The sequence below is a fragment of the Nocardia sp. NPDC050717 genome, from assembly GCF_040654275.1.
In the GTDB taxonomy this organism is placed as follows: Bacteria; Actinomycetota; Actinomycetes; order Mycobacteriales; family Mycobacteriaceae; genus Nocardia.
This window is the reverse complement of record NZ_JBFAHR010000008.1, coordinates 1-23,028: the sequence shown is the minus strand read 5'-3', so window position 1 is coordinate 23,028 and position 23,028 is coordinate 1. Positions and strand designations below refer to the sequence as shown.

Annotated in this window: 24 protein-coding genes and 1 tRNA gene; 11 read left to right on the top strand and 14 right to left on the bottom strand. The window is 69.4% G+C overall.

Annotation, left to right across the window (positions count from 1 at the left end; genetic code table 11):
* Positions 1-366: 366 nt before the first annotated feature.
* Complete coding sequence (locus tag AB0H56_RS17475; protein WP_357163868.1) at positions 367-1,035, top strand: arsenate reductase ArsC; 669 nt, start codon at positions 367-369, stop codon at positions 1,033-1,035.
* On the opposite strand, the gene atzF is transcribed toward AB0H56_RS17475, so the two are convergent.
* A complete protein-coding gene (atzF, locus tag AB0H56_RS17470) occupies positions 992-2,689 on the bottom strand; it encodes an allophanate hydrolase (RefSeq protein WP_357163865.1) in 1,698 nt (565 codons plus the stop codon). The two genes, AB0H56_RS17475 and atzF, sit on opposite strands and share 44 nt — an antisense overlap.
* Before the next feature lie 10 nt (positions 2,690-2,699).
* A complete protein-coding gene (locus AB0H56_RS17465) occupies positions 2,700-3,404 on the bottom strand; it encodes a GntR family transcriptional regulator (protein ID WP_357163862.1) in 705 nt (234 codons plus the stop codon).
* 211 nt (positions 3,405-3,615) lie between these two features.
* Here AB0H56_RS17465 and AB0H56_RS17460 point away from each other — a divergent pair, with 211 nt between their 5' ends.
* On the top strand, positions 3,616-3,771 hold the full coding sequence (locus tag AB0H56_RS17460) for a hypothetical protein (protein ID WP_357163859.1): 156 nt from the start codon (positions 3,616-3,618) through the stop codon (positions 3,769-3,771).
* A 165-nt stretch (positions 3,772-3,936) separates the two neighbouring features.
* On the opposite strand, the gene AB0H56_RS17455 is transcribed toward AB0H56_RS17460, so the two are convergent.
* From AB0H56_RS17455 to AB0H56_RS17445, 3 genes are all read right to left on the bottom strand, one after another.
* Positions 3,937-4,010, bottom strand: a tRNA-Pro gene (locus AB0H56_RS17455).
* A 66-nt stretch (positions 4,011-4,076) separates the two neighbouring features.
* Positions 4,077-5,006: a hypothetical protein gene (locus tag AB0H56_RS17450; protein WP_357163856.1), complete on the bottom strand. Its 930-nt coding sequence runs from the start codon at positions 5,004-5,006 to the stop codon at positions 4,077-4,079.
* Positions 5,007-5,774: 768 nt separating this feature from the next.
* Positions 5,775-6,737, bottom strand: a complete 963-nt coding sequence (locus AB0H56_RS17445) for a metallophosphoesterase (RefSeq protein WP_357163853.1) — start codon at positions 6,735-6,737, stop codon at positions 5,775-5,777.
* Positions 6,738-6,858: 121 nt separating this feature from the next.
* Between AB0H56_RS17445 and AB0H56_RS17440 the strand changes: the two genes are divergently transcribed.
* Positions 6,859-7,323, top strand: coding sequence for a GatB/YqeY domain-containing protein (locus tag AB0H56_RS17440; RefSeq protein WP_110038220.1), 465 nt, complete (start codon positions 6,859-6,861; stop codon positions 7,321-7,323).
* A gap of 55 nt (positions 7,324-7,378) precedes the next feature.
* Here the strand turns inward: AB0H56_RS17440 and AB0H56_RS17435 are convergent, their stop codons facing one another.
* The gene (locus AB0H56_RS17435) at positions 7,379-9,757 is read right to left on the bottom strand and encodes a transglycosylase domain-containing protein (RefSeq protein WP_357163850.1); all 2,379 of its coding nucleotides are present in this window, start codon (positions 9,755-9,757) and stop codon (positions 7,379-7,381) included.
* Positions 9,758-10,130: 373 nt separating this feature from the next.
* Here AB0H56_RS17435 and AB0H56_RS17430 point away from each other — a divergent pair, with 373 nt between their 5' ends.
* Entirely contained in the window at positions 10,131-10,454 is a 324-nt protein-coding gene (locus tag AB0H56_RS17430; protein WP_019044565.1) for a WhiB family transcriptional regulator, read from the top strand.
* 109 nt (positions 10,455-10,563) lie between these two features.
* Here the strand turns inward: AB0H56_RS17430 and AB0H56_RS17425 are convergent, their stop codons facing one another.
* Both AB0H56_RS17425 and AB0H56_RS17420 read right to left on the bottom strand, forming a co-directional pair.
* Positions 10,564-11,694 carry an ArsA family ATPase gene (locus tag AB0H56_RS17425; protein WP_357163847.1) on the bottom strand — a complete coding sequence of 377 codons (1,131 nt, stop codon included), beginning with the start codon at positions 11,692-11,694 and terminating at the stop codon, positions 10,564-10,566.
* The gene (locus AB0H56_RS17420) at positions 11,691-12,728 is read right to left on the bottom strand and encodes an ArsA-related P-loop ATPase (RefSeq protein ID WP_357163844.1); all 1,038 of its coding nucleotides are present in this window, start codon (positions 12,726-12,728) and stop codon (positions 11,691-11,693) included. Before AB0H56_RS17420 ends, AB0H56_RS17425 begins: the two co-directional genes overlap by 4 nt.
* Positions 12,729-12,787: 59 nt before the next feature.
* Here AB0H56_RS17420 and AB0H56_RS17415 point away from each other — a divergent pair, with 59 nt between their 5' ends.
* Genes AB0H56_RS17415 through AB0H56_RS17405 form a run of 3 tightly spaced genes read left to right on the top strand, consistent with a single transcriptional unit; the run spans position 12,788 to position 14,220 of the window.
* Positions 12,788-12,949 (top strand): DUF4177 domain-containing protein, encoded by a 162-nt coding sequence (locus AB0H56_RS17415; protein ID WP_110038224.1) that lies wholly within the window; start codon positions 12,788-12,790, stop codon positions 12,947-12,949.
* Positions 12,950-12,951: 2 nt separating this feature from the next.
* Positions 12,952-13,413, top strand: coding sequence for a RidA family protein (locus AB0H56_RS17410; RefSeq protein ID WP_357163841.1), 462 nt, complete (start codon positions 12,952-12,954; stop codon positions 13,411-13,413).
* Between the two features lie 9 nt (positions 13,414-13,422).
* A complete protein-coding gene (locus AB0H56_RS17405; protein WP_357163838.1) occupies positions 13,423-14,220 on the top strand; it encodes an MBL fold metallo-hydrolase in 798 nt (265 codons plus the stop codon).
* Positions 14,221-14,396: 176 nt separating this feature from the next.
* Here the strand turns inward: AB0H56_RS17405 and AB0H56_RS17400 are convergent, their stop codons facing one another.
* Both AB0H56_RS17400 and AB0H56_RS17395 read right to left on the bottom strand, forming a co-directional pair.
* On the bottom strand, positions 14,397-15,071 hold the full coding sequence (locus tag AB0H56_RS17400; protein WP_040703546.1) for a Crp/Fnr family transcriptional regulator: 675 nt from the start codon (positions 15,069-15,071) through the stop codon (positions 14,397-14,399).
* Positions 15,072-15,215: 144 nt separating this feature from the next.
* Complete coding sequence (locus AB0H56_RS17395) at positions 15,216-15,458, bottom strand: hypothetical protein (RefSeq protein WP_232996180.1); 243 nt, start codon at positions 15,456-15,458, stop codon at positions 15,216-15,218.
* A gap of 233 nt (positions 15,459-15,691) precedes the next feature.
* On the opposite strand from AB0H56_RS17395, the gene nth reads away from it, so the two are divergent.
* From nth to AB0H56_RS17375, 4 genes are read left to right on the top strand one after another with little or no spacing between them, the layout of a single operon-like run.
* Positions 15,692-16,372, top strand: a complete 681-nt coding sequence (nth, locus tag AB0H56_RS17390; protein ID WP_357164493.1) for an endonuclease III — start codon at positions 15,692-15,694, stop codon at positions 16,370-16,372.
* A complete protein-coding gene (locus AB0H56_RS17385) occupies positions 16,369-17,025 on the top strand; it encodes a TlpA disulfide reductase family protein (RefSeq protein WP_357163835.1) in 657 nt (218 codons plus the stop codon). Before nth ends, AB0H56_RS17385 begins: the two co-directional genes overlap by 4 nt.
* Positions 17,022-17,768: a CoA pyrophosphatase gene (locus AB0H56_RS17380; protein WP_357163832.1), complete on the top strand. Its 747-nt coding sequence runs from the start codon at positions 17,022-17,024 to the stop codon at positions 17,766-17,768. Before AB0H56_RS17385 ends, AB0H56_RS17380 begins: the two co-directional genes overlap by 4 nt.
* Positions 17,765-18,958, top strand: a complete 1,194-nt coding sequence (locus AB0H56_RS17375; protein ID WP_357163829.1) for a MarP family serine protease — start codon at positions 17,765-17,767, stop codon at positions 18,956-18,958. The genes AB0H56_RS17380 and AB0H56_RS17375 overlap by 4 nt, the downstream gene beginning before the upstream one ends.
* A gap of 248 nt (positions 18,959-19,206) precedes the next feature.
* On the opposite strand, the gene AB0H56_RS17370 is transcribed toward AB0H56_RS17375, so the two are convergent.
* The 4 genes from AB0H56_RS17370 to AB0H56_RS17355 all read right to left on the bottom strand — a co-directional run.
* Positions 19,207-20,193, bottom strand: a complete 987-nt coding sequence (locus AB0H56_RS17370; RefSeq protein WP_357163826.1) for an alpha/beta hydrolase — start codon at positions 20,191-20,193, stop codon at positions 19,207-19,209.
* Positions 20,194-20,248: 55 nt separating this feature from the next.
* The gene (locus AB0H56_RS17365; protein ID WP_357163823.1) at positions 20,249-20,740 is read right to left on the bottom strand and encodes a phage holin family protein; all 492 of its coding nucleotides are present in this window, start codon (positions 20,738-20,740) and stop codon (positions 20,249-20,251) included.
* Between the two features lie 31 nt (positions 20,741-20,771).
* A complete protein-coding gene (nhaA, locus tag AB0H56_RS17360; RefSeq protein WP_357163820.1) occupies positions 20,772-21,995 on the bottom strand; it encodes a Na+/H+ antiporter NhaA in 1,224 nt (407 codons plus the stop codon).
* Positions 21,996-22,176: 181 nt separating this feature from the next.
* Positions 22,177-23,028 (bottom strand): AMP-binding protein (locus tag AB0H56_RS17355; RefSeq protein WP_357163817.1); only part of this gene is annotated, 852 nt, incomplete at its 5' end.

Here is a 23,028-nt window from a genome sequence, read left to right as displayed (position 1 = left end):
CAGACGATCAAGGTCTCCATCGTCGTTTCTCCATCTTGTCGGTACTTCCATTCTCGCTGATGTATCGCCGCGGGCCGACAAGTTGTTCTTAAGAACCTCTAGAGACGCGCGTCGCATCCTTTTGTCAGACACCGGAACTACCGGGTCCGACCGGTCTCGAGGGGTGATCAGTCGGACCCGGCGGTGCAGACCAGAAGGTGGCTCTTCCAGACGCTGAAGACGCACTGCCGACGGTAACCACACCGACGGACTGGGCCGGAGAAGTTCCACGGGGGTGTCGCGGAGTACGCCGACCGGGCCGGGTCGCAACGAGAGTTACCGGCCCGGTCGTTTGCGTTTGTCACGATCAGCGGTAAGGGTTGAGTAGTGGTCGAGATTGCCGAGCACCGAGACGCGCTGGATCGTGCCGAGGCACGGCTGCGCGAAGAGTTCGCGACGATGTTCGAACTGGACACCATCCATCGCTACCTGTACTCCTCCTACGAGAATTTCGCCGCGCGCGCCACGGTGACCCTGTATCTGCCGCTGCTGGCCGAGCGGTTCGGCAGGCAGCGGCTGCAGGCGCTGGCCAAGCTGGAGGGCAAGGTCGCCAAGCCACGGCCGACGGTGCTGTTCCTGTGTACGCACAACGCGGGCAGATCACAGATGGCGCTGGGGTTCTTCGAGGAACTGGCGCTGGGGCGCGCCGTCGCCTGGTCGGGTGGCTCGGAACCGGGCGGACAGCTCAACCCGGCCGCGGTGGCGGCGATGGCCGAGGTGGGCGTGGACATCTCGCGCGAGTATCCGAAGCCGTGGACCGACGAGATCATCCGCGCCGCCGAAGTCATCGTCACCATGGGCTGCGGCGACACCTGTCCGCTGGTGCCCGGCGTGCGCTACGACGAGTGGATCATCGAGGATCCGGCCGGCCTGGAACTGGCCCAGGTGCGGCCGATCCGCGACGACATCCACCGCCGCGTGCTCGGCCTGTTCGCCGAACTCGGCATCGAGGTCAGCGAGCCCGTAGGTACGCCACCCAGCCCCCGTACTCCGTGATGTCGGTGGCGGCGACCGCCGCGTCGTAGCTGCACGCGAAGCCGACCACGGAACGGCCGTCGGCCAGGTCGATGCTGGTCAGCGCCATCGGCGGGGGCAGTTCGGCGAGGAAGCCGCCGAGCCCGCCGGGCGAGACGAGGAACAGCTCGCCGCTGATCGGGGCACCGAGGCCGTCGCCGTGCCGGACCAGTCCGGGCTTCGGCGGGGTGGTGTCGAGGGCGGTGAGGCGGTAGGCGTCGCTGGTGGTGATCTCCCCGGCGAACCGGGCGCCGAGCTGTTCGAGCTGCCAGTGCAGTGGCTGGCCGCGCAGGTGCGCGCCGAAAACCGCCAGTGGCACAGCGTTTTCCACGAGCAACAGGGACGCGGTGCCGGTCAGGCGGGCGGCGAGGTCGACGGCGAGCTGGTCGGCGAAGGCGGGCACCACCACCATCACCCCGAACGGCAGGCCGTCGGCGGTGGGCGTGCCGGGGACGGCGACGGCGGCGAGGTCGAGCAGATTGCAGAAGTTGGTGTATGTGCCGAGGCGCCGATTGATCGCGAGCGGCTCCGCGGTGACCTCGGCGATCGACGGATGTTCGGTGGTGGTCGGCAACAGCAGGCCGTCGTAGCCGGCGAGCAGGGCGGTGGCGGCGGCGCGGGCCTGCGCGAGGGTGTCGAGGTCGGTGGCGAAGGCGTGCGCGTCGAGGTCCTTTGCCGCGCCGATGATTCCGGCGACGGTCGGATCGAGGCCCGGTGCGCCCTTGTCGACGAATTCGCCGACCGCCGCGTAGCGTTCGGCGACGATCGCGCCGTCGTAGAGCAGGCGGGCGGCGTCGAGCAGTGCGGAGATGTCGATCTCGTGGACCGCGACGCCCTGGTCACGCAGGGCGGCAACGGTTTCGGCGAAGGCCGTCTTGTAGGCGTCGCACAGTGGGGTGAGATCTTCCGGGCGCGGGATCGCCACCTTCGGCCGGGCGGAGGCGGCCAGGCGCACGTCGGCGGGCCAGGCGCGGCTGCGCGGATCACGTGCCTCCGGCCCCGCCATGGTCCTGGCGGCGGTGACGGCCAGGTCCAGGTCGGCGGCGAAGACGGTGACCGCGTCGTAGTCGGCGCAGGCCGGGACCACGCCGTGCGCGGGGATCACGCCGAGGCTGGCCTTGATACCGACGATGCTGTGCAGCGCGGCGGGCACCCGACCCGAGCCTGCGGTGTCGGTGCCGATCGCGAGGTCGGCTATGCCCAGAGCGACCGCCACGGCGGAGCCGGAACTCGAACCGCCGGAGATCAATTCGGGGTGGGTGGCGTGCCGGACGGCGCCGTACGGGCTGCGGGTGCCGACCAGGCCGGTGGCGAACTGGTCCAGGTTCGTCTTGCCCAGCACCAGCGCGCCCGCGGTGACGAGTCGCTGCACGGCCGCGGCGGTTTCGGTTGCCGGATAGCCGAATTCGGGGCAGGCGGCGGTGGTGGGCAGGCCCGCGACGTCGACGTTGTCCTTCACGGCCACCAGCAGCCCGGCCAGCGGCAGCTGCTCGCCCGCATCGAGGCGGCGCTCCAATTCCGCTGCCTCGATGTGGAGTTCGTCCTGTGGGCGCAGCGTGATCCAGACCTCGGGCCGGTCCACCTCGGCGATCCGCGCGTACGCGGCGGCCACCCTGGCTGTCGGGCTTGCTGGCATGGCTGTTCTCCTAATCGCTCATGGACATGGCGGCGACGGCGCGCGAGATGCGGTCGAGTACGACATCGAGCGAGTCCCCGATGTGGGTGTGCAGGAGCTGGCGCGCCGACTCGAGTTCGCCGGCGAGGACGGCGTCGAGAATGCCGAGGTGCTCGCTGATCGTGGTCTCGATGCGGTTGTTGATCATGAAGTCATACATGCGGACGTGCCGGATCCGGGAGTTCACCGCGACCAGAGCGCGCACCATCTCGGCATTGCCCGCCGCGGTGAGCAGCGCGACATGGAAGTCCTCGTCGACGACGACGAACCCGGGCTCCTGCGCGGGCGGATCGGCGCGCAGCATCTCCCACCGCCGCTGTTCGGCGCGCAGCAGCGGCTCGTCGTGGGTGAGCGCGGGGTCGGCGCGCACACGGTCCATGCCGCCCAGTTCGAGGGTGAGGCGCAGCTCGTACAGGTCGCGGATGCGGGCCACGCTCGGCCGGACCGGGCTGAAGCCGTACTCCTCGCGTTCGAGCAGGCCGTCCGAGCAGAGCATGGTCAACGCCTCGCGCACCGGCGTCCGGGAGATCCCGAAGCGCGCCGACAGCTTGGGTTCGGTGAGCCGCGTGCCGAAGCGGATGTCGCCGTTCATCAGCTCGGCGCGCAGCGTCTCGTAGACGACCTCCCGCAGTGGCCTGCCCGCGCCGTCTTCCGGTGCATCCACCCTTGTCGACATGGGTGTATACGCTATCGATCAGTAATTTCTATCAAGTGACAGAAAGTAAGCGGCAGGTTATCGGGTGCTCACAGCCCGCACCCTCACCGCGGCTCGGTCACCGCGGAGAGCACTTCTCAACCCCTCGCGAACACGCGCTTACCTCAGCCGACACAGTCCGCGCGCACCCTTCTCTTCGACCCTCCCACTCCGCTCACCCGGAAGGGCGAACATGACCGAATCCGCCGCGGCGATCCTGGCCCTCATCCTGGGCCTGTGCGCCGTCATCGCCGTCACCGTCTGGTGGCCGAACCCCCTCGACCGCGAAACCCCCGAAGAGCCCGCCCTCCACGGCACTCCACCGTCCCCCCGCCCCGACCGTCCCTGACCCGCCCCGCCGGGCCCCGGTCTGTGGTGGGAGGTTGTGCATGAGTTACCGATCGGCGACCTCAGCCGTCTGGATCGAGGGCGGGTCAGTGCTGCTCGCCCGGAAATACGAGGAGCCCCTGACCAGTGAACTGATCAGGGGCTCTTCTGTGTCTCAACCAACACGTCGGGGTGACAGGATTTGAACCTGCGACCTCTTCGTCCCGAACGAAGCGCGCTACCAAGCTGCGCCACACCCCGTGAGGCGAACCTGAAGTAGCTTACAACGAGGTGGTCGGAATCGTTAAATTGGGAGGTCAGAGGGGGTCAGCTGAGGGCTCGGATGGTGCTGAAGATGCGTTTGGCGGTGGCGGCATCGACGGCGTCGGGGGTGCCGGTGTCGGCGATCATGACCATCACGAAGCTGCCGTCCTTGGCGCCCTTGAAGGCGTAGGTGTAGATGGAGTAGGTGGGGCCGCAGCCGGGCTTCGGGTTGGGGACGGTGCCGGCGGTCTCGGTGAACATGCCGTCGGTTTTGCCGTCGATGGATTTGAGCGGCTGGGCGGGGCCGGGGGTGCCGGTGGAGCCCTGGTACGCCAACGGGGCGGCCTTCTTGCCGAGTTCGGCGGCCGCGGCCGCGTGATCGTCGAGTTTCGAGCCGGTCAGCAGCGACATGGTTCGGGTGGAACCGGGGCAGTAGTCGCGGCCGTCGGTGGCGTAGCCCTTGCCGATGACGGCGTCGCCGGGCGGTTCGCCGACGCCGCCGATGGTGGTCTCGGTGGCGACCGTCCAGCTGGGCGGCACGTCGTAGGCGGCGCCGCGATCGGGCGATGCCACGACCTGGTAGCCCTCGATGAGCGGCTTGCGGTTGGCGGCGGCGCCGGTGGGGGTCGGTGTCGTCGAACTCGGCTTGGGCTTGCTCGACGACGACGGCGCGCCCGTCGTGGTGAGCGCGCTGACCATCGACGGTGTCGCGCCGGAATCGGCTGCTTCGGCCGCCTTGTCGTCGCGGGTCAGCGCCACAGCCGTGATCGCGACGCCGCCGAGCAGGAGCGCGGCGAGCCCGGCACCGACCCAGATCGCGGCCTTGCCGCCGGATTTCGGTCCGGGGGGCTGCCCATTCGGTTGGCGCCCGTACTGCTCGAGCGGCGGAACCTCGCCGTATCGCGGGGCGGGCTGCTGCCAGGCCTGGCCCCACTCCTGCGCGGGATCCCACTGCCGCGACCCGCTCCCAGCCGCCGGCGGCTGCCCCCACATCGTTGGCTGACCGGGCGCATGTGCACTCGGCCACGGCGCACCGGGTATGCCCGCCTGGTCAGCCCCAGTCTGTTGCGGCCCGGGTGGCATCGCCGACGGAGTCCTGCCGTAGGCGGCGGGACCGAGCTGTGTCGCCTCCGCCTGCCACGGTTGCGGCGCTCCGAATTCCGGCGCGCCTGAATCGCCGTGCTGGGCGGCGCCGGGCTGCCATGCCGGTGCCGAACTCGGCTGTGCTGGAGGTGGATTCGTGCCGAAGGCGGCCGGGCCGCCATGCTGTGTCGCCGCGGTCTGCCATGGCTGCGGTGACCCGGGTTGTGCGGCAGGTGGTTGGTAGCCAGGGGCGGGCTGGCTCAGCTGTGTCGCGTCAGCCTGCCAGGGCTGTGGTGACCCGGGCTGAGCGCCGGGGGCGGGATGGCCGGGCTGTGGCGAGCCATGTTGCGGGGCAGGCGGAGTGGGGTCCGGCCAGGAGGAGCCGCTCAGTTGAGTGGGCTCGGCCGGGGCGCCCGACGGGTTCCACTGTTGCGGGCCCGCGGGCGTCCACGGTGTCGGGTCGGGGAGGCCAGGGGGTGGGCCCGACCCGGCCCAGCGCAGGGTGGGCGGGAGGCCGGGGCCGCCCGGGGTCCACACCGCGGTGGGGTCGGGTGGATCGCTGGGCGCGGGGCGTTGCCATTGCGCGTCGGGCTGTCCGGGCCCACCGGAATCGGTCCGGTCGTCGGATCCACTGCTCACGTCGTTCCCCTACTGACAGAAGTCGTTCGGGGCGAAACCCTAGCGGGCGACGGCCTCCGAGGTGGAGATGCCGTGGCCGGTGTCGGCCGCGGGACGCTTCGGCGGGGCGCCGACCAGGGTCAGCAGGGTGGCCTCGGGGCGGCAGCAGAACCGGTACGGCGCCCACGGGGAGGTGCCGATGCCCGCCGAGACGTGCAGCTGGGTGTGCTCGCCCCACTTCGAGGCGCCCTTGACCCGCGACTTGTCGATGCCGCAGTTGGTCACCAGCGCGCCGTACCCGGGGACGACGAGCTGTCCACCGTGCGTGTGGCCCGCGAGGACGAGGTCGTAGCCGTCCTCGGCGAAGCGATCGAGCACCCGCGGCTCCGGCGAATGGGTGACACCGATGCTGAGCTGGGCGAGCTGGTTCGGCGCGCCGGCGACGGTGTCGTAGCGATCGCGCTGCAGATGCGGGTCGTCGACCCCGGCACTGGCGATGCGGATGCCGGCCACTTCGAGGTCGCGACGGGTATGCGTCAGGTCCAGCCAGCCGCGCTCGGTGAACGCCGCGCGCAGATCCTGCCAGGGCAGCGGGTCGCCGTAAACGCGGCGATGATCCTTCTTGAAATACTTCAGCGGATTCTTCGGCACCGGCGCGAAATAGTCGTTCGAACCGAACACGAACAGACCGGGACGGGCCAGCAGCGCGCCGAGCGATTGCACGACGGCGGGCACGGCCTTGGGGTGCGAAAGATTGTCACCGGTATTCACGACCAGGTCGGGTTCGAGCCGGTCGAGTTCGCGCAGCCACTGCTGTTTGAGCTGTTGCCCCGGCATCATGTGCAGGTCGCTGACGTGCAGAATGCGCAGCGTCGGCGAGCCGGGCGCGAGCACCGGCATCGTCGCCTCACGCAGGACGAACGCGTTCCGTTCGATCAGCGTGGCGTATCCGATACCGGCGACGGCGGCCCCGGCGGCTCCCCACGCGGTGCGGCGGACAGCGGACGTCGAGATAACGGGCATTTGCCCAGCATAGGCGACCCCCTCCCGGAACGGCGCGTGTGTTTCCGCACAAACGGTCCGAATTTCGGCCGCGATGAAAATGTGATGAGACTCGAGTGGTCGAACAGCTAGCGTGAGGCGCATGTCGGAACTGAAAGCGCAACTGCGCGCGGATATGACCGCCGCGATGAAAGCCAAGGACACTCTGCGTCTGTCGACCCTGCGGATGCTGCTCGCCGCGATCCAGAACGCCGAGGTCTCCGGTGCGCAGGCGCGGGAACTCGCCGATGCCGACGTGCTCGCGCTGCTGCAGAAGGAAGCCAAGAAGCGCAACGAGGCGGCCGTCATCTACGAGCAGAACGGGCGCGGTGAACTGGCCGCGAACGAGCGCGCCGAGGAAGAGATCATCGAGCAGTACCTGCCGACGCAGCTGACCGAGGCCGAGGTGGCCAACGTCGCCGACACGGCGATCGCCCAGGTCGCCGAGGAGATCGGCGAGCGGCCCGGCATGAAGCAGATGGGCCAGGTCATGAAGGCGGCCACCGCGCTCGCCGAGGGCAAGGCCGACGGGTCGCGGCTGTCCGCGGCGGTCAAAGCGCGTCTCTGACCGGTACGACGAAGGGCCGCCGTCCGAGTGGACGGCGGCCCTTCGCGTTCGGGAACTACCTGGGCACCGGGATGGGGATCGGTGGCAGTCGCGGAATCTGAGGCAAACCGGGGATCACCGGCGCCGGCGCCGCGGGCGGCGGCGTGGTCGGCGTCGGCACGCGGACCGAGCCGTCACTGATGTAGATGGTGACGACCGAGCCCGGGATGGCCGAGCCGTTCGGCGAACTGCCCATCACCGTGCCCTTGGCCTGCGAGCCGGGGCTGGTCACCGCCGACACCTGGAATCCGGCGCCGGACAGGATCGAGGTGGCCTCGCCCTGCGACTTGCCCGCCACGTCGGGGACCTGGGAGTTGTTCGCGCCGCGGACGTACTTGTCGTCCACCGGCGGCAGTGCGGGCGGCGGGAAGCGGTCGAGCACCGGCTTGATGGCGTTGAACCAGGTGCGGGCGGGTTCGTTACCGCCGAACAGGCCGGAGGCATTGCTCGCGCCGCAGTTGCGCAGCGGGAACGAGCAGATCTCGCCGGGCGTCGGGCTGTCGCCGTAGACGTAGACCGAGGCGGCCAGCGAGTTGGTGAAGCCGAGGAACGCCGAGGACCGGTGGCTCTCGGTGGTACCCGTCTTGCCCGACATCGGCGCCGACCAGCCCGCGGCCCGCGCCGCGCCCGCGGCGGTACCGCTGACGTCGTCCTTGCTCATCGCGTTGGCGAGGGTATTGGCCAGGCCGGGCTCGACCACCTGCTCGCACGCCTGCTGGGTGAGCGGGACGGTCTTGCCGCTGCGGTCGATGACCTCACTGATCGGCGAGGGCGGGCACCACTTGCCGCCCGAGCCGAGCGTGGCGGCCACGTTCGTCAGTTCCAGCGGGTTGATCGCGAACGGGCCGAGGGTGAACGAACCCATGTTGTTGTTCTTGATGTGGTCGGCCAGGCTGGTGTTGCCGTGGCCCGAGGTGCCCGGCTGGGTGTAGGCGCGCATGCCGAGGCGCACGGCCATGTCCACCGCGGCCTCGACGCCCACGTCCTGGATCATCTTCACGAATGTCGTGTTCGGCGAGGTCGCGAGCGCGTCGGTCACCGACATCGAGCCCGGATAGTTGCCCGCGTTCTTGACGCACCACGAGTCGGCCGGGCAGCCGGGTGAGTTCGAGTAGCCCATGCCCCTGGCCGCGTAGGTGCCCGGCACGTCCACCTGGGCGGCGATGCCGAGACCCTTCTCCATCGCGGCGGCGGTGGTGAAGAGCTTGAAGATCGAGCCGGCGCCGTCACCGGCCATCGTGTAGGGCTGGCCGAGCAGCGTCTCGTTGGCGTCGCGGTTGAGGCCGTAGGTGCGGCTCGACGCCATCGCGAGAACGGGGTGCGAGTCCTGACCGGGCGCCACCACCGACATGACCTCGGCGATGTTGTCGAGGTTCGGGTCGGCCTGCTCGTTGACCGAACGCTTCACCGACTCCTGCAGCACCGGATCGAGCGTCGTCTTGATCAGGTAGCCGCCCTTGTCGACCTGCTCGCGGCTGATCCCGGCGTCCTCGAGGTACTGCAGCGCGTAGTCGCAGAAGAAGCCCTTGTCCTGGGCGGCGATGCAGCCGCGCGGCAGGCCCTTGGGCTCGGGCAGCACGCCGAGCGGTTCGGCCTTGGCCTTGCGGAACTCCTCGGCACGGTGCGGGATGTTCTGGATCAGGGTGTCGAGCACGGTGTTGCGCCGGTCGGTGACGCCCTGGACGTTGGTGTACGGGTTCAGCTTGGAGCTGGACTGCACCATGCCGGCCAGCATCGCCGACTGGGTGATGGTCAGGTCCGCAGCGTCGACGCCGAAGTAGGTCTGCGCCGCGTCCTGGATGCCGTAGGAGCCGTTGCCGAAGGGCACCAGGTTCAGATAGCGGGTGAGGATCTCGTCCTTGCTGAGCTCGCGGTCCAGCGTGAGCGCCATCCTGATCTCGCGCAGTTTGCGCGCGGGGGTGGTCTCGATCGCGGCGCGGCGTTCGGCGTCGGTCTTGGCGACCACGAGCAGGTTGAAGTTCTTCACGTACTGCTGGTCGAGCGTCGAGGCGCCCTGCTGCACCTCGCCCGAGGAGGTGTTGGTGAGGAACGCGCGCAGCGTGCCCTGCCAGTCGACGCCCTTGTGGTCGGCGAAGCGCTTGTCCTCGATGGACACGATCGCCAGCTTCATGTTGTTGGAGATCTTGTCGCTGGGCACCTCGAAGCGCCGTTGCTCGTAGAGCCACGCGATAGGCGCGCCTCCCGCGTCGACCATGGTCGAGACGGCCGGGACCGTGCCCTCCACCAGCTCGGCGGACACGTTGTCGACGGCGTCGGCGGCTCGGTTGGAGATGAACCCGAATCCACCGGCCAGGGGGAACAACAGCCCGGCGACTAGCACGGCGGCCAGCGCGCAGCTGCCGGCCAGCCTCGCGAGCGTTTGAGTGATCGGCACCAGCCCAGCCTAAAGGGTGGGGTGTCGGTGTTCACTGCTGTGCTGCTCGACCGGGGATGTCCGGTCGGTGCCAGGGGGGTTGCTCGGGCGTGTCAACAAAATGATCACATCGGCGTGTCGCGCCCGGCCGCGCCGGTGATCAGCGCGACTACCCGGCGCGACGGCGATTTGAATGGACGGCCGTACCAAAAAATCGGGGGTCGGTCTTGCGCAAGCGCCATACCTTTACCTAGATTGAGAACCCAGTGTGATAGAGCTAACACTCAAAGTGGAATGTGGTGCGGACCGCAGCGGTAGTTGGGTTGCTGTGATCCGCGCTCGCGATTCTGGAGCGCCGCACAACGGTGTTCGGACTGCAAAGGGGCACATCAAAATGCACATCACAACCCCCATCGCTCGACTGGATGTAGAGCAGGCCGAGGCAAGGATCGCTTGGGTTGCCCAGGCGCGATGCAAGGAAGTGGACCCTGATCAGCTGTTCGTTCGTGGTGCGGCGCAGCGCAAGGCGGCAACGATCTGCCGCCATTGCCCGGTGCTGATGCAGTGTGGCGCCGACGCGCTGGACAACCGGGTGGAGTTCGGAGTGTGGGGCGGGATGACCGAGCGGCAGCGGCGCGCGCTGCTCAAGCAGCATCCCGACGTGACGTCGTGGGCCGACTTCTTCCAGGCCCAGCGGCAGCATCAGGTGGCCATCTAGGGGACGAGACAAGGCCGATATCACACACGGCGCCGAGACCGCGGGGTTTGCGGAATCGGCGCCGTCGGCCGGTGTTACGGGTTTGTTAGCTATAGCCGATTCGACTGAATCAGACCGCGGCGGGCTCGCCCGCCAGCTGGTTTCCCACCGCGCGCAAGGCGTCCAGGTCGGAGACCTCGAACGGCAACGCGGTGACCGAAACGATCGGGACCCGCGGATGGGCGCCGGTGAAGCGATGCAGCAACCGCTGCTCCCGCTTCGCGGTCGCCACCCGCTCAGCGTGGATGCGCAGCACCGACGCGGTGAGCGGGTCCGTCTCACGCAGCTGATCGGCGGCGGTCAGCGCGTGATCGCCGGACAGCCCCGACAGCGCGGGGTGCGTGCGGTTCAGCACCAGGCCGGCCAGCGGCATCCGCTCGGTGGAGAGCCGGTCGACGAAGAACGACGCCTCCCGCAGCGCGTCGGGTTCGGCGGCCGCGACGACGAGGAAGTGCGTGCCCGGCTTGGACAGCATCGCGAAGGTGCGCTCGGCCCGCTCCTGGAAACCGCCGAACAGCGACTCCAGCGACTGCAGGAACGTCGAGGCGTCCTTGAGCATCTGCCCACCGACGATCGTCGACACCCCGCGCATCGCCAGGCTCATCGCGCCGGTGACGAACCGGCCGACGCCGCGCCCCGGCGCCATGATCAGCCGGATCATCTTGCCGTTGAGGAAGGTGCCGAGACGCTTGGGCGCGTCGAGGAAGTCCAGCGCGTTGCGCGAGGGGGGAGTGTCGACCACGATCAGGTCCCACTCCTTGCGCCCGGCCAGCTGACCGAGCTTCTCCATCGCCATGTACTCCTGCGTCCCGCCGAACGAGGAGGCGACCGTCTGATAGATCGGGTTGGCGAAGATCTGCTCGGCCTTCTCCGGGCTGGTGTGCTCGAGCACCATGTCGTCGAAGGTGCGGCGCATGTTCAACATCATCGCGTGCAGCTGACCAGGCACTTCGGGGCCGAGCTCGACGCGCTGCGGGGTGTTGTCCAGATCGGCGACGCCGAGCGACTGGGCCAGGCGCCGGGCCGGGTCGATGGTCAGCACCACGACCTTGCGTCCCGCCTCGGCCGCCCGCAACGCGATCGCGGCCGCGGTGGTGGTCTTGCCGACACCGCCGGAACCGCAGCAGACGATCACGCGGGCCGTGGGATCGGCGATGATCCCCGAGACATCCAGGCGGGTCGTCGTCACTTGCTCACTCATCGCACTCCCTGCGCGGATAGCTGTTCGGCCAGTTCGTAGAGTCCGCCCAGGTCGACGCCCTCGTCGAGGGCGGGCAGGTGCAGCTGGGGCACGTCGACGCCCGCCAGTTCCGTGGCGCTCTCGTCCTGCGCGGTCAGCATGACGGCGTGGTCGACGCTCTCGGTGAGCAGGCCGGCGAAATCCGCGTCCGACAGGGTGATCCCGGCCTTGGCCAGGTTCGCGGCGATCTCGGTGGTGTCGAGCTCGCCGCGCACGGCCAGCTCACGCTCGGCGGGACCGAACTGCGCCTTGGCCGCCCGGTTGACGATCACCGTGCCGATCCGCAGATCGTTGGCAGTGAGTTCGGCGACGGCGTCGGCGGTCTCCTGCACCGGCAGCGCCTCAAGCAGCGTCACCAGGTGGATCATCGTCTGATCGGAGTGCAGCAGCTTGGACACGCCCTCGGCCTGCGAGGCGATCGGGCCGCCCTTGGCGATCTCGGCCATCGCCTGGGTGACGTCGAGGAAACTGGCGATCCGGCCGGTCGGCGGCGCGTCGACGACGATGTCGTCGTAGGCGGGCCTGCCGTCCTTGTCGACGCGCACCGCGCATTCCTTGATCTTGCCGGTGAGGATCACATCGCGCAGGCCGGGCGCGATGGTGGTGACGAACTCGATGGCGCCCATCCGGCGCATCGCCCGGCCCGCGAAGCCGAGGTTGTAGAACATGTCGAGGTATTCGAGGAACGCGTGCTCGATGTCGAGGGCGAGGGCGAACACCTCACCGCCGCCCTCGGCGCTGGCGATCCTGGTCTCGGTGGGTGGCAGCGGCGGCCGGTCGAACAGCTGCGCGATGGACTGACGGCTCTCCACCTCGACCAACAGCACCCTGCGACCGCCCGCGGCCAGCGCGAGGGCCAGTGCGGCCGAAACGGTCGACTTGCCGGTGCCTCCCTTGCCGGTCACGTAGTGCAAGCGGGCCTTGGCCGCGCGCTGTGGCCATCCGGTCGACGGTCCCGGAACCGACGAAACCGGCTCTGCTGTTGGTGCTCCCACGTGGCCGAGCCTATAACCCGTTTCTCGTCGGCGGTCGGGGTGAGCCCTAAACTCACACCATGAGTGAAGTCACCCTGTGGGAGTACGCGACCGTGCCGCTGTTGACGCACGCGACCAAGCAGATCCTCGATCAGTGGGGCGCCGACGGCTGGGAGCTGGTCACGGTGCTGCCCGGCCCGACCGGCGAACAGCACGTCGCCTACCTGAAGCGGCGGAAGTAGTCGTGGCCACCGCGTGGAAGGACGCGCTCGATCGGCTCGGGGTCACCCTGCCGCCGGTCGCCGCCCCCGTGGCCGCCTACATCCCGGCTGTGCAGACCGGTTCGCTGGTGTACACCTCCGGCCAGCTGCCCTTCGTCGACGGTGCGCTGTCGGCGGTCGGCAAGGTCGGCGCCGAGGTCGATGTGGAGCAGGCGAAGGAGGCCGCGCGGTTGTGCGCGTTGAACGCGCTGGCCGCCGTGCACGACCTGGTCGGACTCGACTCGGTGGTGCGGATCGTGAAGGTGGTCGGATTCGTCAACTCCGCACCGGGATTCACCGATCAGCCGATCGTGATCAACGGCGCGTCGGAATTCCTCGGTGAGGTGTTCGGCGACGCGGGCGTGCACGCGCGTTCGGCGGTGGGCGTCTCGGAACTGCCGAAGAACACGCCCGTCGAGGTGGAATTGATCGTCGAGGTCGGATAGGCAGCCGTCATGGCACTGGAACATCCCGCGTACGGCCAGGTCAGGGCGGTCACGCCGACGGCATCGGTGCTGCTCGCCGACAATCCGTCGCAGATGACGCTCGACGGCACCAACACCTGGCTGCTGCGCGGACCCGGTAGTGACGACTTCGTCGTCGTCGATCCGGGGCCGAAGGACAAGAAGCACACCGCCGCCATCGTCGAGGCGACCGGCGGCCGGATCGCGCTGACCCTGATCACCCATCACCACCCCGACCACACCGGCGGCATCGATCACCTGGTGAAAGCCACCGGGACGCCGGTGCGGTCGGTGGATCCGAAGTATCTGCGCGGCGAGGTGACCGCGCTGTCCGCCGATGAGGTCATCGAGGCGGCTGGCCTGCGAATCACCGTGCTGGCCACCCCCGGCCACACCGGCGACTCGGTGAGTTTCCTGCTCGACGACGCGATCGTCACCGGTGACACGGTGCTCGGCGAGGGCACGACGGTGCTCGCGTCGACCGCGGGCGCGCTGGCCGATTTCCTGTCCTCGCTGGAGCTGCTGCTCGAGCGCGGCGCGGGCAAGGCACTGCTGCCCGCGCACGGTCCCGACCATGCCGATGCGGCGCCGGTGGTGCAGTACTACCTGAACCACCGCCGCGAACGGCTCGATCAGATCCGGGCGGCCCTGGTCGAATTGGGGCAGGACGCAGGCGCTTTCGAGGTTGTCCGCAAGGTCTACGCCGATGTGGACAAACGCCTGTGGCCCGCCGCGCGCAGCTCGGTGAAGGCACAACTGGAATATCTACGGGCAGAACGCGAGTCCTGAGCCCGGTCCGAGAGCCGGCGTGCATCGATCAGCACGTCGGCTCCAGGCGTGCGCGATGGACGCGCTGAGACAACGACGGCACGCCGGAACCACGGTGGTGCGGACGAGGCCCTCTTCCTCCGGAGCCGCACCGGTGGTCCCGGCGTGCCGAGACGTCGACGAACTGAACTACTCGATCAGCGAGCGCGACGTGCCAGGCGCTCGGAATCCGAGATCAGCACGCTCTTGCCCTCGAGCCGCAGCCATCCGCGATGCGCGAAGTCGGCCAGCGCCTTGTTGACGGTTTCCCGGGAGGCGCCGACCAGCTGGGCGATCTCCTCCTGGGTCAGGTCGTGGGTCACGCGCAGCGCGCCCGCTTCCTGGGTGCCGAAGCGCTGTGCGAGCTGCAGCAGCGCCTTCGCGACGCGGCCGGGCACGTCGGTGAAGATGAGGTCGGCGAGGTTGTTGTTGGTGCGGCGAAGGCGTCGTGCCAGCACGCGCAGCAGCTGCTCAGCGATCTCGGGGCGCTGATCGATCCACGACTTGAGTGCGTCGCGGTCCATCGTGACGGCGCGGACCTCGGTGACCGTGGTGGCGGTCGAGGTACGCGGGCCCGGGTCGAAGATCGACAGTTCACCGAACATGTCGGACGGACCCATGATGGTCAGCAGGTTTTCCCGGCCGTCGGGGGAACGGCGGCCGATCTTCACCTTGCCCGTCGTGATGATGTACAGCCGATCGCCGGGTTCGCCCTCGTTGAAGATGACGTGGCCGCGCGGAAAATCTACGGGCTGCAGCTGCTTGGCGAGCGCGGCCACCGCGGTGGGCTCGACGCCTTGGAAGATGCCTGCTCTGGCGAGGGCCTCGTCCACGAATGTGCTCCTTATGGGATATGGCTTGCGAACCTGGTCGAGCGAATCGACCAACAGCGCAGTCTACGCGGCATCACGGCAGCACAGTGACAGACACCACGTAAAGAGTGGATTGCGCACAGGCGCGCACACCATGACGGGGGTTCAGCTGGCGCGGGCCACGTCGAGTTCGGCGGTGCGGGTACGGCGCTTGCGCACCCGTCCGACCGCGGCGGGCAGGCCGAGCTTCGTCAGCTCTTTCACTTCGGCGTTGCTGGCACTGTCCAGGTACTGCTGAACCTCTTCGTCGGGTTCGAGAAGCTTGCGGAGCCGGTTCTCGACCCGCTCCATCCCCAGTGCGAACAGCATCAACAGCACTGGGAAGAGCACCACAGCGAGTCCTTGCATGACAGGCAGTAAACACGTTCCAGGTCTCAGATGGAACACAGGAGGCCAACTCGGCGCCCAATGTTGTCGTAGCGGTTCCGTATGGTGGAGCGGTGCCCGTTTCCCCCTCCACCGCGGCGGCGAGCGATGCCGGAACCGCCGCGGCGCCCGCCGGTCTGTCCGCGGCGCGAAAGCGCAAGAACCGCGCGCTAGCGGCGGAAACGCGGACCGGCTTGGTCCGTCGGGCCCGCCGGATGAACCGCACCCTCGCGGCCGCGTTCCCCGACGCGCACTGCGAGCTGGACTTCACCACGCCGCTGGAATTGGCGGTGGCGACCATCCTCTCGGCCCAGTGCACCGACGTCCGCGTGAACCTCACCACTCCGGCCCTGTTCGCGAAGTACCGCAGCGCGCGCGACTACGCCGAGGCCAACCGGGCCGAGCTGGAGGAATACATCCGGCCGACCGGCTTCTACCGGAACAAGACCAGCTCCCTCATCGGCCTCGGCGAGGCGCTGGAAGCCGATTTCGACGGTGAATTGCCTCACACCCTGGCCGAATTGGTGAAATTGCCGGGCATCGGACGTAAAACCGCCAACGTCATCCTCGGCAACGCCTTCGATGTGCCAGGTATCACTGTCGACACCCATTTCGGCCGGCTGGTGCGCCGCTGGAAGTGGACCGAGGAGGAAGACCCGGTCAAGGTCGAGCACGCGGTCGGCGCGCTGATCGAGCGCAAGGACTGGACGATGCTCTCGCACCGGGTGATCTTCCACGGCCGCCGGGTGTGTCACGCCCGCAAGCCCGCGTGCGGCGCCTGCGTGCTCGCCAACGACTGCCCGTCGTTCGGGACGGGGCCCACCGATCCCGCCGTGGCGGCCGAACTGATCAAGGGGCCGGAGCGCGAGCACCTGCTCGATATGGTCGGACTGTGAGTGATCCCGCCGAACCGTCGTTGCTGCGGCGGCCAGCGCTGCGCTGGGCGCTGGTCGCGCTGATCCTGGTGATCGCGGCCGCGATCGCGCTGTGGCCGCGCGGCGGCTCCGACACCGCGAGCCCGGTTACGCGGACCACGCCGCAACCGGCGGCGATCTCGGCCGAGGAACGCGCGGCCGCCGGACTCGCGCCTTGCCCGGCCTCGTCCGGCCCCGGCGCCGGACCGCTGGCCGGCATCACGCTCACCTGCCTGGCCGACGGCGCCCCCGTCGATCTCGCCGCCGCGCTGGCGGGCAAGCCCGCGCTGCTCAACCTCTGGGCCTACTGGTGCGGCCCCTGCGCCGTCGAGCTGCCCCACCTGCAGGAATTCGCGCGCCGCGCGGGTCCGGAACTCACCGTGCTCACCGTGCACAGCGATCCCGACGAGGCGAAGGCGCTGGCCAGGCTGAGCGGCCTCGGCATCACGCTGCCCGGCGTCGAGGATCCGGCGGCGCGCGTGCGCACGGCCGCCGGGGCGCCCGCGGTACTCCCGGTGTCGGTGCTCGTCCGCGCGGACGGCACCATTGCCAGTGTCGAGGTGCGCACGTTCGCCGATGTCGCCGACATCGCCGACACGGTGGCCGAAGAACTCGGCGTTCGGATCGCGGTATGACGAAGGACGTTGTGATGAACGGTGTGATGCGGCTGGACGATTCCGGCCTCCCGTCCTGGCTGCACCCGGCCATCCGGCACGCGGGGCCCGACGCCGCCGACACCATGGCCGCTTCGCGCGCCCTGCGCCGGGCCATGTCGATCACCGGCAAGCCGCGCCAGGCCGCGGTCCTCGTCCTGTTCGGCGGCGCGGCCGAGCCCGACCCGGCGGCGCCGGGTGGCCTGCCCGCCGACGCCGACGTCCTGCTCACCCAGCGCGCGTCCACCATGCGCCAGCATCGTGGGCAGGTCGCCTTCCCCGGTGGCGCGGAGGACCCGGGCGACGACGGCCCGGTCGGCACCGCGCTGCGCGAGGCCGCCGAGGAGACCGGCCTCGACCCCGCGGGCGTGCAGCCCTTCGCCGTGCTGCCGAAACTGTTCGTGCCGCCGTCGAAGTTCGACGTCACCCCGGTACTCGGCTACTGGCGGGCACCCAGCCCGGTCGGCGTGGTCGACCAGGCCGAAACCGAGCGTGTGGTCCGGGTTCCCCTCGCCGAATTGCTCGATCCCGCACACAGATTCATGGTCCGTGGCAGTCTCGGCTACCAGAGTCCCGCTTTCCAGGTCGACGGCATGCTGGTCTGGGGGCTCACCGGCGGTATCCTCGCCGGCATCATCAAAACAGCTGGCTGGGAACGAGACTGGGATCGGGGCGACGTGCGTGACTTGGAGAGCTCGCTGGCTGCGGTCGGAATGACCCTGTGAGCGCGTCGGTATGGCTCGACATCGCGGTGGTGTTGATCGCGTTGGTCGCAGCCTCGACCGGGTGGCGGCAGGGCGCGGTGGCCTCGGCGCTCGCCTTCTTCGGCGTCGCGCTCGGTGCGGTCGCGGGCATTCTGATCGCGCCGCACATCCTCAAGCACCTCAGTGAGGGGCGCAGCAGGCTCCTCGCAGGCATCCTGCTGATCGTGCTGCTGGTGATCGTCGGCGAGGTGGCGGGCATGGTGCTCGGCCGCGCTGCGCGCAGCGGTATCCGCAACCCGATCGCGCGCAGCGTGGACAGCGTCACCGGCGCCGTGCTGCAGGCGGTGACCGTGCTGGTCGCGGCCTGGCTGCTCGCGCTGCCGCTGGCCACGGCCTCGCAGCCGAGCGTCGCCGCCGCCATCAACGGGTCGAAGGTGCTGGCCGACGTCAACTCGGTCGCGCCGAGCTGGCTGCGCAAGCTGCCCAACGAGTTCTCCAAAATGCTCAACACCTCAGGGTTGCCGGACGTGATCGGCGCGTTCGGGCGCGCGCCGATCGCCGCGGTCGAACCGCCGGACGCCAGCGTGCTCGCCAGCCCGGTCGCGGCGTCGCTGCAGCAGAGTGTGCTGCGGATTCGTGGCGTCGCGCCCAGCTGCCAGCGCGCGCTGGAGGGCTCCGGCTTCGTCATCGCGCCGGAACGCGTGATGACCAACGCGCACGTCGTCGCCGGGACCAACGCCGTGTCCGTCGACACCGCGCGCGGTGCGATGGAGGCCAGCGTGGTGCTGTTCGATCCGTCCAAGGACATCGCCGTGCTCGCGGTGCCGGGCCTGACCGCGCCGGTCATCCCGCAGGCGCCCGAAGCGGCGAACTCCGGGGAGAGCGCGATCGTGCTCGGCTACCCGGGCGGCGGGCCGTACACGGCCAGTGCCGCGCGCGTGCGCGAGACCCTCGACCTCACCGGTCCCACCATCCACCGCGACGGCACCGTCGAACGCGAGGTGTACACGGTCCGCGGCCAGGTCCGCGCAGGCAACTCGGGCGGCCCGCTGGTCGACACCGAAGGCCAGGTGCTCGGCGTGGTCTTCGGCGCCGCGGTCACCGACGACGACACCGGCTACGTGCTCACGCTGAACGAGGTCGGCCCCGAACTGGCGGCCGCGACGACGAGCAGCGTGCCCGTGCCCACCGGAGCCTGCGTCCTGAGCTGAGTTGTTGGAGCGCTGGCGCGCTCGAGGTCGCGGCCCCTTGGTCCCGCCGATCAGGCGTGGCTTGCTCCTCCGTCGCCTGCGCCACGGCGCCTGATCGGCGGGACGGCCGCGACCCGCCGACTGCGTCGGCGGACCCTCCTCGAGGTCGGGTCGTGCGGGCGCTGTGGAGTGTGGGGTCGATGTCGCTCACGCGGGCCACGCGCCCCGGGTTTGTTGGAGTGCTCGAGAGGTTGTGGGTGCGCCAGGGCTCAGGGGGAGACCAGGTCGTCCTGGGGTGAGCCGTTGACGCCGTTCTGTTCGCGCCAGCGGGTGGTCAGCACTTCGTTGACGCGGTCCGGGTTCTCCTGGTGCGCGTAGTGGCCCGCGTTCGGGATGGAGACCAGGGTCCGGTCGGTCGCCAGCCGGGAGCCACGGTGGAACGTGGCGGGCAGCAGGTAGGGGTCGTGCTCGCCGCGCAGGCCGAGGACGGGGATGTCGATCGGGGTGCGCATGGTCGCCATGAAGCGCTTGCCGTCGGGCCGCCACTGACTGCGGAAGGCCCAGCGCTGGTACTCCAGCGCGCTGTGCGCGGCGCCGGGGATGCGGATGGCGGTGCGCATGCGCGCGGCGGTCTCGGTGAATTCGGCGGTCCTTGACCAGGATTCGCCGACCCTGGCCCGCAACAGCCGCTCGACCTCGGCCCCGCCGTCGCGGGTGAGCAGATGCTCGGGGTAGCGGGGCAGCTGGTAGCGCAGGAACTCGGGCAGCCAGGTCGCGCGCTGGGCGGAATCACGCAGCACCGCGCTCTTGAGCGCGGCCGGGTGGGGCGAGCTGATCAGGCCGATCGAGCGGACCAGCCGCGGGTGCAGCACCGCGGTCGCCCAGCACACCAGCCCACCTTCGGCGTGTCCGACGAGGGTGGCCTCGGTGTGCCCGAGTGCCCGGATGAGTCCGGCGATGTCACCGGCGAGGGTCCAGCCGTCGTAGCCGCGTGGTGGCTTGTCGGTGTCGCCGTAGCCGCGCAGATCCACGGCGACGGTGCGGTAGCCGTGTCCGGCGAGCCCGGTGAGCTGGTGCCGCCACGACCACCAGAAGTCGGCGAAGCCGTGCAGCAGCAGCACCAGGGGGATATCGGAACGATCCGCCCCGTCGGCCTCGACGACGTGGAAGCGGATCCCGTTGGCGTGCACGTCCCGGTGCGTCCACGGTCCGTCGTAACGGACGCTGGACGGATCCGGGAATGAGTTGGACGACACGCCGATCGAGCCTAGTAGGCGGGTCCGGCCGTGGCGACCGGGCCCGCCCGGCGCGTCATCGGTTGGTCGACTTCTCCAGCGCGGGCGTGGCGCTCTCGCGGTGGGTCAGCGCCGCGGGCAGCACCTCGGCGGTCTGCTTGAGCGAGTCGATGGTCTTCTCCGGTGCCCGGAGTTTGCGTACCTTGAGCCAGCCGAGCAGGGCCAGCAGCGCGGTGGTCAGCACCATCAGCGCGAACACGATCAGGAACGCCGCCCACCGGTACAGCCACACGTCGAGCAGTTCGGCGAGGAAGAAGAAAAAGAAGAACGAGCTGAACAGCAGCACGGTCAGCGCGAGGATGAAGAACACACTGCCGGTCAGGCCCTTGCGGACCTCCGCGGTGACCTCCGCCTTGGCCAGCGCCACCTCGGCGCGCACCAGCGTTGACATCTGTTCGGTCGCGTCACGGACGAGGCTGCCGATGCTCGCCGATCCGGGCGGGTTGGCGTCGGTCAACGGGATGGAAGTGACCGTGCGACCGTCATTTCCGCCTTGGGTGTAACTCACTTCGTCGACCCTTCTCCCTGTCCTGGCACTACTAGGCCTCACTGTCCGGTTGTAGCTCGTCCGCGTCGCGGCGCGCCTGGTGCACACGCCCTCGTCGCAACAGTAGCGCCGATCCGAGCAGCGATGCTGCCATGGAGGTCACCAGGACCGCCGCCTTCGCCAGATCGATGACGGCCGCGCCCTCGTCGGCCAGCGCGAGTTCCGCCACGAGCAGGCTAACCGTGAAGCCGATCGCGCCGAGGACCGACAGGGCGAACATGTCGCGGTATTCCAGCCCCACCGGGCGTTTCGCCAGGCCGAAGCGGATCGCCAGCCAGCTGATCCCGAAGATGCCGACCGTCTTGCCGACGAGCAGCCCGAGGATGATCGCCAGCGAGAGCCGCTCGGTGAACAGCTGACCGAACACGTCACCGTTGAGCGGCACGCCGGAGGCGAACAGCGCGAACAGCGGGACGCAGAAGCCGGCCGAGATCGGCTGCACGACGTGCTCGAGGTGTGTCGCTGGCGCCTGATCTTCGCCCGGATCCCGGCGCACCCGGGTGAGCAGGCCGAGGGCGACACCGGCCAGCGTCGGATGGATGCCCGCCTCGTGCAGCGCGTACCAGCAGACCAGCGCGATCGGGATATAGAGGAACGGCGTATGCAGCCGCCACCGCTGAGCCAGCGCCCAGGCTCCGCAGCAGGCCAGCGCGGCGGCCAGCCACAGCATCGACAGCGAGGCGGTGAACAGCACCGCGATGAGCACGATCGCGAGCAGGTCGTCGACGACGGCCAAGCTCAACAGGAACACCCGCGCGCTCGCGGGGATCCGGGAGCCGGTCATCGCGAGCACGGCCAGCGCGAACGCGATGTCGGTGGCCACCGGGATCGCCCAGCCGTTGTTCATGCCGGGCACGCCCCAGCCGACGCTCATCGCGATCAGAGCAGGCGTGACGACGCCGCCGACGGCCGCGATGATCGGCAGCGCCGCGCGCCGGGGATCGGCGAGTTCGCCGACCACGAGTTCGCGTTTGAGTTCGAGTCCGGCGACGAAGAAGAAGATCGCCAGCAGCCCGTCCTTGGTCCAGTCGGCCAGGCTCAGGTCCAGATGCAGCGCGTCGATGCTCAGCCGGGTGTCGACCATCGTCTGATAGCTCGCGGCCCACGGCGAGTTCACCCAGAGCAGCGCGACCGCCGCGGCGATCAGCAGCAGCGAACCGCCCACGGTCTCGGTGCGTAGATAGCGGGTGAGTTCGGAGCGAACGCGCGTGATCACAATCGGGGCCTTCCGGCTGGTACGGGCGGACTGCGGGCGCTCATCCCACCCTTCGGTGACACAGATTCACGACCGCATGCCGACCAGACTTCCCGGCACACCTCTACGGAATTCTAACGGATACGGCCGGTGACATCGCATGTCACCGGCCGTATCCTGCGCCTTCGCGGCGCGCCCCGTCTCAGTTGCCGCCGGCGCGGATCGCCTCGAAGACGCCGGGATCGACCAGGGTGGAGGTGTCGCCGAGTTCGCGGCCCTCGGCCACGTCGCGCAGCAGCCTGCGCATGATCTTGCCGCTGCGGGTCTTGGGCAGTTCCGGCACGATGTGGATCTCGCGCGGCTTTGCGATCGGGCTGATCTGCTTGGACACCTCGGCCTTCAGCTCGTCGACCAGGCCGTCCCCGGCCCGCCCCGCCGCCTCGCCGGTGAGGATGACGAAGGCGACGATGCCCTGCCCGGTGGTCGCGTCGCTGGCGCCGACGACCGCCGCCTCGGCCACGGCGGCATGTCCGACCAGCGCGGACTCGACCTCGGCCGTGGAGATGCGGTGTCCGGAGACGTTCATGACGTCGTCGACACGGCCGAGGACCCACAGGTCGCCGTCGGCGTCGAGCTTGGCCCCGTCGCCGGCGAAGTACCAGCCCTGCTCGGCATAGCGCTCCCAGTAGGTGGCGCGGTAGCGATCCATGTCGCCCCAGATGCCGCGCAGCATCGACGGCCACGGCTTGTCGAGCACCAGGTAGCCGTTTGCCTCGGTCTCGCCGAGCTCGACCGGCTTGCCCTCCTCGTCGACGACCTTCGCGGAGATGCCGGGCAGCGGAGCCATGGCCGCGCCGGGCTTGGCGGCGGTGACGCCGGGCAGTGGGGAGATCATGATGGCGCCGGTCTCGGTCTGCCACCAGGTGTCCACGATCGGAGTCTTGTTGGCGCCGAACACCTCTCGGTACCAGCGCCAGGCTTCGGGGTTGATGGGTTCGCCGACGGAGCCGAGCAGGCGCAGGGAGGTCAGGTCGTGGGCGTCGGGGATCTCGCG